Raw genomic sequence first — 10,188 nt, 5'->3', positions numbered from 1 at the left:
CGTTGCCCCCGGCGGCTTGCCCGCCGCCCGACCCGGGCCCGGACAGCCGGGTCTCCATCGTCACGTTTGCCGTCTTGAACAGGAACTTTCCGGCCTCGCAGTAGACGGTCTGGCCGGGCTGGAGGCTGCAGAGCGCCATCTGCATGGCGTTGCCGACGATCTCTTGGCGCAGGGTCACAGCAGGACTCCTTGGTACGGACATGGCGGATATATCGCAAACTGACATGGGAACCGCCTGGTCAACGTTCGACCCGAGGCCCTGGGTTCCACCGGAAAAACGCGATAGCGGTCACAGGCCGACGGCACAATAATCCCGATCATGGACGCAGGCACAGGCGCAGACACCGGCATGGACTGGGCACGACTGGGGCCGCCTCTGGACGTACGCTCCCTCTTCCCCCGCGACCGCCGCGCCCTGCTCGATCTGCTGACCGCCCTGGACCCGGCCGACTGGCGGCGCCCCACCGTCTGCCCCGGGTGGGATGTGCACGACGTGGTGGCCCACCTCCTCCACGATCACCTCCGTCGGTTGTCCGGCGGCCGCGACGGACACCCCGGGCCGCCGTTCGGCCCCGGCGAGACGCTGCCGCGGTTCATCACGCGGACCAACGAGGACTTCGTCCGCGCATCCCGGCAGCTCAGCCCGCGCGTGCTGACCGAGCTGCTGGCCACGCTCGGCCCGCAGCTCGACGACTTCTGGGCGGGCCTGGACCCCGCCGCGCCCGCCGGCCTCGACGTGTCCTGGGCGGCCCCCGGCGCGCCCGCCCCGAACTGGCTGGACACCGCCCGCGAGTACACCGAGTTCTGGGTCCATCAGCAGCAGATCCGCGACGCCGTGAACCGGCCGGGCGCCACCGGCCCCGACCTGCTACACCCGGTGCTCGACACGTTTCTGCGCGCCCTCCCGCACACCCTGCGCCCCCACCCGGCCCACGCCGGGGCGGTGGTACGGGTCCTGGTGCCCGGCCCGGCAGGCGGGGCGTGGACGGCGGTACGCGAGGGCGACCACTGGGCACTCCGCACCCCCACCACCCCGGCGACCGTGGAGGTCGAACTCGCCGCGGACACGCTGTGGCGGCTGGCCACGCGCGGGATCACCCCGCGGGAGGCGCGGCGCCGGGCCACGGTGCGCGGGGACGAGGAGCTGGCACGGACCGCGCTGACGATCCTCGCGATCGTCCGCGAGCCGGAACCGGCACCGGAACCGGCACCGGAGCCCGGGCCGGAGCCCGGGCCGGAGCCGGAGATCTGACCTGCACGGCCTGTGATGCCCCACCCCGACCCCGAAGGGAGCACCACCGTGGAATCCAGCCCGGCGGCGACGGCTCGCACGATGTGGGCCCTGTTCGAGCCGATCCACGCGGTCACATACTTCGCGCCGGAGGCCCTGGCCGCGTACGAGGACGCGGGCCTCCGCGGCTTCTGGCGCGGCTACTTCGCGGGCCGCGCCGCGCCCCTCGGCCCGGTCGGGCCGGAGCCCGTCGTGGCCGCGTTCTTCAGCTTCGCCCCGCCCATGGTGGCCCGCGCCCTCCCCGCCATCTGGACCCTGGTCACCCCCGAGCGCGCCCTGGAGCTGCGCCGCGCCGGCGCCACGGCCTCGCTGGCCCGGCTGCTCGCCGGGCACGAACGCGAGGCGGAGCGGGCCGCCGAGGCCCTGGCCCCGCGCGCCGCGGACCTGGACGGCGCCGGGCGCGTACTGGCCGCAGCGAACGGCTCGCTCGACTTCCCCGACGCCCCCCTCGAACGCCTCTGGCACGCCACCACCGTGCTCCGCGAACACCGTGGCGACGGCCATGTCGCGGCCCTCGTCGCCGCCGGCCTCGACGGCTGCGAAACGCTCACGCTCCGCGCCGCCGTGGACCTCCCCCGCGCCGAACTCCAGCCCAAGCGCGGCTGGACCGACGAGCAGTGGCAGGCCGCCGAACACCGCCTGCTCGACCGCGGTCTGCTCGCCCCGGACGGCTCCGCGACGGACGCCGGGCGCGAGACACTCCGTACGGTGGAGGCGGCGACGGACCGGGCGGCCGAGCGCCCCTGGCAGACGCTCGGCCCCGACGGGGCGGCGGACCTGGTCAGGCTGCTGACCCCGCTCGCGGTCGCCTGCGGCTCCGCCCTCCGCTTCCCCAACCCGATCGGGGTCCCCGAGCCGACGGAGTGACCTCGTACATGGCTCAGTGGGTCCCGACGTCATGGGCGGTGCCGGTGGCCACGGCCCGGAGCTTGTCGGGGTTGGCCACGTTGTGGATGGCTGTGACGCGGCCGTCGGAGTCGAAATCGAAGGTGACGGTGGCGATCACGCGGCCCGGCCCGCTGAACACCACGCCCGGCCCGCCGTTGACCTCGACGAGTTCGACCTTCATATCGGCGGGCGAGATGCCCTGGTAGGTGACCGAGCCGATAGCCGCGAACCAGGCGGCCACCGTAGCGGCGCCCACGACCGGACGCAGCGCCTGGCGGACCTTGCCGCCGCCATCGGTCCACAGGGTGACGTCCGGAGACAGCAACTCCATCAGGGCGTTGACGTCACCACCGGTCGCCGCCGCGAGGAACCGCTCGGTGACCTCGCGCTGCCGCCCCCGGTCCGCGGTGAAGCGCGGCCGCCTGGCCCGTACATGCTCACGAGCGCGATGTGCGGCCTGCCGCACCGCGGGTTCGGAGCGCTCCACCGCCTCCGCAATCTCGGCATGGCTGAAGTCGAAGACCTCCTTCAGCACGAACACCGCGCGCTCCAGCGGGCTCAGCGTCTCCAGCACCACCAGCACGGCCATCGACACCGACTCGGCGTCCGCGACGGTCTCGGCGGTGTCGCCGATGGTGAGGATGGGCTCCGGAAGCCACGGCCCCACATACGTCTCACGCTTGTGCTGGGTGGAACGCAGCCGCGCCAGCGCGACATTCGACACGATCCGCGTCAGATACGCCTTGGGGTCGGCCACCTGCGAGCGGTCGGCGGCCGACCACTTGATCCAGGCGTCCTGGACCGCGTCCTCGGCATCCGCCGCGACGCCGAGGATGCGGTAGGCCACCGAGAACAGCAGCTTGCGGTGTTCATTGAACACCTGCTGGTCGGGGCCCACGAAGGGACCGAGCGACGGGTCCGGGGACGGCTCCGGGGAGGGGTGGCTCACCGCGTCCCCCGGACCCGGGTGAAGCGGCCACCGTGCGGCCAGAACGCGCCCGAAGCGGGCATCTTCTTCATACGGTCGTACGTCGGCCAGGGCGAAGCAGTCACCGTCTCCTTATACCTGGCCGCGAAGCGACCGGTCAGAAATATCCGCCGGGGGCTGTCGTCAGGGTGCGTGAACTGCACAACAGCGTCATTACGGCCCAAGCTCACCGGCGTGTGGTAGTAGCCGAAGCGGAACGGCTTGGGCTGCTTGCCCTTCAGCTCACGGACGATCGACACCGCCGCGTGCACACCGGTCGGCATGCCCCCTTGGCAAGTGCCGTGCATCACGCCGTAGCCCTGCCGGATCGCCGCCGCGTCACCCACGGCGTACACCTCCGGATGCGACACCGACCGCAGCGCGGTGTCGGCGACGATCCGCCCGTACTCATCGACGGTCAGCCCGGCGGCCGCCGCCAGCGGCGACACCCGCGTACCGCTCGTCCACAGCACCACATCGGCGGCTACGCTCTCCCCGCCCGCCAGCTCCATCGCATGGGGCAGCACCTTCGCCACCTCGACCCCGCTGCGCACCTCGACGCCCAGGCGCTGAAGCGCGGCCTGCAGATACGCCTTGGCCTTCGGGTTCATGGCCGCGCCGGGTTCCCCCCGGCCCAGCAGCACGACGTTCAACTCCGGGTACCGCTCGGCGATCTCCGCAGCCGACTCGACCCCGGTCAGCCCGCTGCCCCCGACCACCACCGTCCCACCACCGAGCCGCGCCAGCCGGTCGGCCAACACCTCGGCGTCCTGCGCGCTGTTCAGCGTGTACGCGTAGTCCTCGACCCCCGGCACCGCCACGGTGTCCGCCACGCTGCCCAACCCGTACACCAGCGTGTCGTAGTGCAGCACCTGGTCGTCGTCGATCCGCACCGTCTTCGCGTCGGCGTCCACCCCCGTCACCCAGCCCCGCACGAACCGGGCCCCCGTACCCTCCAGCAACTCCGGGACACTCAACTCGGCGAGCGGCTGCCCGGTCGCCGTCATGTGCAGCCGCAGCCGCTCGGTGAACCGCTCCTGCGCATTCACCACCGTCACCTGCACGTCCTCGCGCCCCTTGACCCGAGCCCCGAGCTGAATCGCGGCGGCCATGCCCGCGTACCCCGCCCCCAGAACCACCACGCGGTGTGCGCTCATCGTTCCGTCCTCCCTCATTTGCTGATGACGACCACGGGATGCAAGCAGCCCGGCCGAACGTGACATGAGGTCGATGTGACGCGCGCCACCCTTCGGGGGAAGCCTGGTACGTGGGAATCCTGGTACTTGACGATCACCTCGAAGGGGCGGAGTGGCGTGAGCGCTGAGGTCGCGGCGATCAATCTGGGGCGGACACTGGCGACGCGCGCCGTCCGGATGTGGCTCGACCCGCGTACGCGCGAGCAGGAGAGCCGGATGGACATGTCCGCGCTGATCCGGCGGCGGATACCCGGGCTGCGGGCCCAGCGTGGCGTGGAGCGGCAGTTCGAGCAGATCGCGGACGCGGTCGCGGCGCGGCTGGAGCCTATCTGCGGGCATGAGTTCCGCGGCCTGGACGAGGGCGGACGGCAGGCGGCGCTCGACGCCGTGACGGCGGCCTTCGTCCACGCGGACCTGTCCGACGCCGCGATCCTCGGGTCCGACGCCAACCCCGCCGAGCTCGCCCGTCGCGTCCGTACCGCCGCTCCCCCGCCGACCGGTCTTGGCGAGGTGGAGACGCGCTTCTACGAGCTGCTGCTGGCCGAGTGCTGCGACTGCTACGTACAGACCCTGCGCCGCCTCCCGGTCTTCACCGAACGCGGCGTCACCGAACTGCTGGGGCGGGTCGGCGAGCTCGGCACCGAGCTGAGCCGGGTGCTGGAGCGGCTGCCCGTCAGGTCGCTGTACGCGCCGCAGGGCGCGGATCAGGACGCGGCCTTCCGCAGCGAGTATCTGGAGTTCATCAGCCGCACCATGGACGAGGTGGAGCTGTTCAGCTTCACGGCGGGTCAGGCTCCCCGCACCAAGCTGTCCGTCGCCTATATCAGCCTGCGGGTCAGCACGGACGAGGGGCGGGCGGCCCGGCGGACCGGCCATGGGTCCGCCGACCGGTTACGGACGGGCATCGGCGCGTGGGACACGGCCGAACAGGAGTCGTCAGCGAGCGTACGGATCGAGGCGGCGCTGAAACAGTCGCCGCGTGTGCTGTTGCGCGGAGAAGCGGGCTCCGGCAAGACAACGCTGCTCAGCTGGCTGGCCGTCACCGCGGCGCGAGGCTCTTTCGGTGGCGATCTCGCCGACTGGAACGGCCTGGTCCCCGTCCTCGTCAAGCTCCGCCACTACGCGACCCGCGAGCTTCCGCGCCTCGAACAGCTGCTGGACGTCACCGCCGGGCCGCTGACCGGCCATATGCCCGCCGCGTGGGTCGACCGCCAGTTCCAGGCGGGCCGGGTTCTGCTCCTGGTCGACGGTCTTGACGAACTCGTCGCGAGCGAACGGCGCAAGGTCCGCGACTGGCTCCGGCTGCTGCTCAGCGCCTACCCGGACACCCGCGCCGTGGTCACGGCCCGGCCGACGGCCGCGAGCGGCGACTGGCTGCGGTCGGAGGGCTTCGCCCCGGTCGGTCTTGAACGGATGACGCCCGCCGACCTGCGCGCCTTCGTCCAGCAGTGGCACCTGGCCGTACAGCTGCACTCCGGCGAGGCGCCGTGCGCACCGGAAGAGCTGCCGCACTACGAACGGGCGCTCGTGGCAAGCCTCCAGGACCGCCCCCATCTGCTCGCGCTCGCCGCGAACCCGCTGCTGGCCGCCCTGCTGTGCGCGCTCCACCTGGGGCGGCGCAGCCGACTGCCGCGAAACCGGATGGAGCTGTACCGGATCGCGCTGGAGCTGCTGGTGCAGCGCCGCGACGCGGAGCGCGGGGTGCCCAGCGCCCTGGACGTACGGCTGAGCCTCACGGACAAGCTGTGTCTGCTGCGCGATCTGGCCTGGCGGCTGTCGGACAACAACCGCAGCGAGATCGCCCGGGAGAAGGCGCTCGACCACGTGACGGCCAAGCTGAGGTCGATGCGCCATCTGGACGTCGAGGGCGGGCAGGTCCTCGAGCACCTGGTGACGCGTTCGGGAGTGCTGCGTGCCCCGGCCGACGACCGCATCGACTTCCTGCACCGCAGCTTCCAGGAGTACCTGGCCGCTGAGGAAGCGGCGGAGGAGGACCGCATCGGCAATCTGATCGAGCGGGCCCATCTGGACACCTGGCGGGAGACCATCATCATGGCCGCGGGGCACGCCAACCGCGGCCAGCGGGAGGAGCTGATCACCGGCATCCTCGACCGCGCGGAGGCGGAGCGCCGTCATGCGCGTGGGCTACGGCTGTTGGCGGCGTCCTGTCTGGAGACGATGGAGTCGGTGCCGGCCGAGCTGGACGAACGGCTGGACATGAATCTCGGCGTGCTGGTGCCGCCGCGGCGACGAAGCGACGCGACGTCGCTGGCCGCTGTGGGGGATCCGGTGCTCGGCAGACTGCCACGCTCGCTCAACGGCCTCACGGAGGCGGCGGCCAGGGCGGCAGTGCGCACCGCGGCACTTATCGGCGGAGGGGGCGCGCTGGACTTGCTGTGCGGTTACGCCGAGGACGGGCGCGCCAACGTTCAGCTGGAAGTCGCCCAGGTCTGGCAGTATTTCGACCCCGATGAGTACGCCTGGCGTGTGCTGTCCCGGCTTCCACTTGAAGACGTCCCCCTCGCTCTCTCCCATCCCAGCCAGTGGGCCGCGGCCACTCGGCTACGGTCCGTAAGGAAGATAGCGATCAACTTTCCGTTCGCTTCCGGACTCGCCGCGTTGAAGGAACTTCCCCGGTTCACCCGACTGTCGATCTTTCGGCTCCTGGAGGAGGGCGATCTCAGCCCACTGGCCGACCGCACAGAGCTGACCAGCCTCATAGTCAACGGCAACAGCCCTTTGAGGAACGTCAAGGTGCTGAGCGAACTCACCCGTCTTCGGCAACTGCAGCTCAACTACTGGTCGGTTCTGCCCCCGCTGACCGAGCTTCCGCTGCCACAATCGCTCGACCACCTCGCGCTGGGGAACCTTCCTGCCGATCCCCATCTGGGATTCCTCGACCGTCTGCCGCAACTCGACTACCTGTCGCTGGATGGCACGGGGAGGCTGCGAGGACTCATGGACTCGACCGTGATCGTCGGCCTCAGGCAACTGCGCCTGGCCGGATTCGATCTGACCGAGCAGCTTCGCGCCCTGCCCGCCGCCGGTCTCCGCGTGAAGAACCTGGGCTTCTACGACTGTGCCCTTCCCGCCGATCTCAGCCCCCTGCACGCGATCTCCTCACTCACCTCGGTGTTCTTCGGCTTGTGCCACGGCCCGTATCCAGGCCCGCTGGACCTGTCCTCACTGGCGGGCCGCCCGGCACACCCCCGCCTCACCATCGAGGTGGGCAGGAGTCAGGTCGTCACGGGCACCGACCAACTCGGGCCGGGCATACGGCTCCGCTACCTGTGAGCCCCGCCCAGCTCCGCGTACCGCGCCGCGAGCCGGCTCGCGCCCGCCTCTGTGAGCGTGCCGTGGAGCCGCAGGCGGGCGACGCCGCCGTCCGGGAAGATGTCGATGCGGACGTGGGTGGCGGGTGGGGCCCCCTCGAGCGGGAAGCGGTGGATGGTGTCGGGCTGGAGGCGGGTGCGGGGCAGGAGTTCGGTCCAGCCGGGGGCCGTGTGGTCGGCCGGGTCGGCGCCGGAGGTGGCGTCGAGGACGTACAGCGCGGCCCAGCCCGGCGCGTTGCCCTTGTAGCAGCCGGTGTCGATCTCGACGGCCCGGATCCGGGCCTGTTCGGTGAGCCGGTAGCGGACCCAGTCGTGGCCCTGGTCGCGGCGGCGGCGGGTCTCCCAGCCCTCGTCCATTTTGCGGGAGCGGCCGGGCTGGATGGTGTTGGCGGGCGGGGAGTAGAAGCGGTCGGAGGCGTCCTCGGCCGCGCCGCCGTTCTCCAGGGCGGCCAGGTCGAACGTGCCGAGGGCGGTGAGCCAGCCTGGGTCGGGGGCGACCTCGCCGTACACGCGCAGGCGGGCGATCCCGCCGTCGGGGTGCTGCTTGAGCCTGAGGTGGGTGAAGCGGCGCGCCAACGCGACCGCGAAGCCGTTGGCCGCGTGGCCGCCCACCGGGGTGCGGGGGACGAGCTCCGTCCACTCCACCTCGTCGGCGAGCAGTTCGTCGGGGGACGGGGAGCCCTCCACCGAGGTCGCCTCGACGCTGACCGACTGCGGGTAGTTGCCGCGGAAGTGGGCGGTGTCGACGACGATGCCGTGGATGACGCCGGGCGCGCCGAGGCGGATCAGGGCCCAGTCGTGGTCGTCGTCGGCGGGGTGCGGGTGCTCGGCCGAGGCGCCGCGGCGTCGGCGGGTCTCCCAGCCGTCCATGACCTTGCCCTTGTGGCCGAAGTCCTCGGGGTCGAAGTGCGGGGCCTCGGGCCGCAGCAGGTTCTCGCGTTCGGCGAAGAACTCGTCGTTGGCCGCGATGACGCTTCCGCCGAGCCGCCGGTCGGCCAGGTCCGCGAGATGGGTGAAGGGGAGGTCCGCGGTGCGGTAGTCGGCGTACGGGTCGCCGCCGCCGTACGGGCTCGCGTCGCCGGTGAAGCGGGGGTTCGGCGCGGTCATGTGTGGTGCTGCCTTTCCAGGAGTCGGCCATGGGGTGTGGTGGGTTCGGTGGGGTTGGTCGGGGTGCCGTGGTCGGCGATCTTCCGGCCGCGCAGCCAGGTGGACCGTACGACGCCGTGCAGGGTCTTCCCGGCGTAGGCGGTCACCTGATTGCGGTGGTGGAGCGCGGCCGGGTCGACGGTGAAGGTCTCCTCGGGTGCGAGGACCGCGAAGTCGGCGTCGCAGCCGGGCTCGATGGCGCCCTTGTGTGCGAGGCCGGCCAGTGCGGCGGGGGCGGTGGACATCCAGCGCGCGAGATCCGGGAGCGTACGGCCGCGCAGCCGCGCCTCGGTCCAGACCGCGGGGAGGCCGAGCTGGAGCGAGGAGATGCCGCCCCATGCCTGCCCGAAGTCGCCGACCTTGAGGTCGGCGGTGCACGGCGAGTGGTCGGAGACGACGCAGTCGATGGTGCCGTCGGCCAGGCCCTGCCACAGCGCGTCCTGGTTGGCGGCCTCGCGGATGGGCGGGCAGCACTTGAACTCGGTGGCGCCGTCGGGGACTTCCTCGGCGGTCAGGGTGAGGAAGTGCGGGCAGGTCTCCACCGTGATCTCGATGCCCTCGTTCCGGGCGGCGGCGATCAGGGGGAGCGCTTCGGCGGACGACAGATGGAGGATGTGCACGCGTGCGGCATGCTTGCGCGCGAGTTCGATCAGGCCCGCGATGGCCCGGTTCTCGGCCTCGCGCGGGCGTGAGGCGAGGAAGTCGGCGTAGCGCGGGCCGCTGGGGCTGGGGGCCCGGTCGATCAGCTGGGGGTCCTCGGCGTGGACGATGAGCAGGCCGCCGAAGCCCGCGATCTCGCCGAGCGCCGCGTCGAGTTCGGCGGGGGCGAGCTGGGGGAACTCGTCCACGCCTGAGTGGAGCAGAAAGCATTTGAAGCCGAGGACTCCGGCGTCGTGCAGGGGCCTCAGGTCTCGTAGGTTGCCGGGGACGGCGCCGCCCCAGAAGGCGATGTCGACATGGGCCGCGGCGCGGGCGACGGCCCGCTTGATCTCCAGCGCCTGGACGGTGGTGGTCGGCGGGACGCTGTTGAGCGGCATGTCGACGAGGGTGGTGACGCCGCCGGCCGCGGCGGCGCGGGTGGCGGACGCGAACCCCTCCCACTCGGTGCGGCCCGGGTCGTTGACATGGACGTGGGTGTCGACGAGGCCGGGGAGCAGGACGTCGTCCCCGAAGTCCTCGAGGCGGGCCCCGGGCGGGACGGCCGTGTCGTACGGCAGGACGGCCGAGATCGTTCCGTCGGCCGTGGAGACGGCCACCGTTGCCGCGCGCATCCCCTCCGGGGTCACCACGCGGGTCGAGCGCAACACCAGGTCCGGATCCGCGTCTGACACCCGCGCCCTCCGTTTCTCAGCAGACTCTTCTCAGCAG

At 71.9% G+C, this 10,188-nt stretch carries 8 protein-coding genes; 3 read left to right on the top strand and 5 right to left on the bottom strand.

Annotation, left to right across the window (positions count from 1 at the left end; translation table 11 throughout):
• On the bottom strand, positions 1–178 hold a 178-nt coding region (locus tag CCN51_RS04395; RefSeq protein WP_143675721.1), incomplete at its 3' end, for an AIM24 family protein.
• 141 nt (positions 179–319) lie between these two features.
• Between CCN51_RS04395 and CCN51_RS04390 the strand changes: the two genes are divergently transcribed.
• Together CCN51_RS04390 and CCN51_RS04385 are read left to right on the top strand one after the other, a co-directional pair.
• The gene (locus tag CCN51_RS04390) at positions 320–1,252 is read left to right on the top strand and encodes a maleylpyruvate isomerase family mycothiol-dependent enzyme (protein WP_238545348.1); all 933 of its coding nucleotides are present in this window, start codon (positions 320–322) and stop codon (positions 1,250–1,252) included.
• A 15-nt stretch (positions 1,253–1,267) separates the two neighbouring features.
• A complete protein-coding gene (locus CCN51_RS04385; protein ID WP_014175530.1) occupies positions 1,268–2,158 on the top strand; it encodes an SCO6745 family protein in 891 nt (296 codons plus the stop codon).
• A 13-nt stretch (positions 2,159–2,171) separates the two neighbouring features.
• Here CCN51_RS04385 and CCN51_RS04380 read toward each other — a convergent pair whose 3' ends face one another.
• Together CCN51_RS04380 and CCN51_RS04375 are read right to left on the bottom strand one after the other, a co-directional pair.
• The gene (locus CCN51_RS04380) at positions 2,172–3,128 is read right to left on the bottom strand and encodes an RNA polymerase sigma-70 factor (RefSeq protein ID WP_014175531.1); all 957 of its coding nucleotides are present in this window, start codon (positions 3,126–3,128) and stop codon (positions 2,172–2,174) included.
• Positions 3,125–4,303 carry an NAD(P)/FAD-dependent oxidoreductase gene (locus CCN51_RS04375; protein ID WP_014175532.1) on the bottom strand — a complete coding sequence of 393 codons (1,179 nt, stop codon included), beginning with the start codon at positions 4,301–4,303 and terminating at the stop codon, positions 3,125–3,127. The genes CCN51_RS04380 and CCN51_RS04375 overlap by 4 nt, the downstream gene beginning before the upstream one ends.
• Positions 4,304–4,459: 156 nt before the next feature.
• Between CCN51_RS04375 and CCN51_RS04370 the strand changes: the two genes are divergently transcribed.
• Positions 4,460–7,636 carry an NACHT domain-containing protein gene (locus tag CCN51_RS04370; protein ID WP_014175533.1) on the top strand — a complete coding sequence of 1,059 codons (3,177 nt, stop codon included), beginning with the start codon at positions 4,460–4,462 and terminating at the stop codon, positions 7,634–7,636.
• Here CCN51_RS04370 and alc read toward each other — a convergent pair.
• Entirely contained in the window at positions 7,627–8,781 is a 1,155-nt protein-coding gene (alc, locus tag CCN51_RS04365; RefSeq protein WP_086859277.1) for an allantoicase, read from the bottom strand. The genes CCN51_RS04370 and alc overlap by 10 nt on opposite strands.
• On the bottom strand, positions 8,778–10,091 hold the full coding sequence (gene allB, locus CCN51_RS04360) for an allantoinase AllB (protein ID WP_238545623.1): 1,314 nt from the start codon (positions 10,089–10,091) through the stop codon (positions 8,778–8,780). Before allB ends, alc begins: the two co-directional genes overlap by 4 nt.
• Positions 10,092–10,188: the final 97 nt, after the last annotated feature.

It is taken from the genome of Streptomyces milbemycinicus (assembly GCF_002154605.1).
Taxonomy (GTDB): domain Bacteria; phylum Actinomycetota; class Actinomycetes; order Streptomycetales; family Streptomycetaceae; genus Streptomyces; species Streptomyces milbemycinicus.
The sequence above is the reverse complement of the archived record's forward strand: the minus strand, read 5'-3'. Positions and strand labels throughout refer to the sequence as shown.

Excerpts from the sequence above, each read along its gene's own strand:
- CCN51_RS04390 (WP_238545348.1), top strand. The coding sequence starts at position 320 with ATGGACGCAGGCACAGGCGCAGACACCGGCATGGACTGGGCACGACTG.
- CCN51_RS04385 (WP_014175530.1), top strand. The coding sequence starts at position 1,268 with ATGCCCCACCCCGACCCCGAAGGGAGCACCACCGTGGAATCCAGCCCG.
- CCN51_RS04375 (WP_014175532.1), bottom strand. The coding sequence starts at position 4,303 with ATGAGCGCACACCGCGTGGTGGTTCTGGGGGCGGGGTACGCGGGCATG.
- alc (WP_086859277.1), bottom strand. The coding sequence starts at position 8,781 with ATGACCGCGCCGAACCCCCGCTTCACCGGCGACGCGAGCCCGTACGGC.
- allB (WP_238545623.1), bottom strand. The coding sequence starts at position 10,091 with ATGCGCGCGGCAACGGTGGCCGTCTCCACGGCCGACGGAACGATCTCG.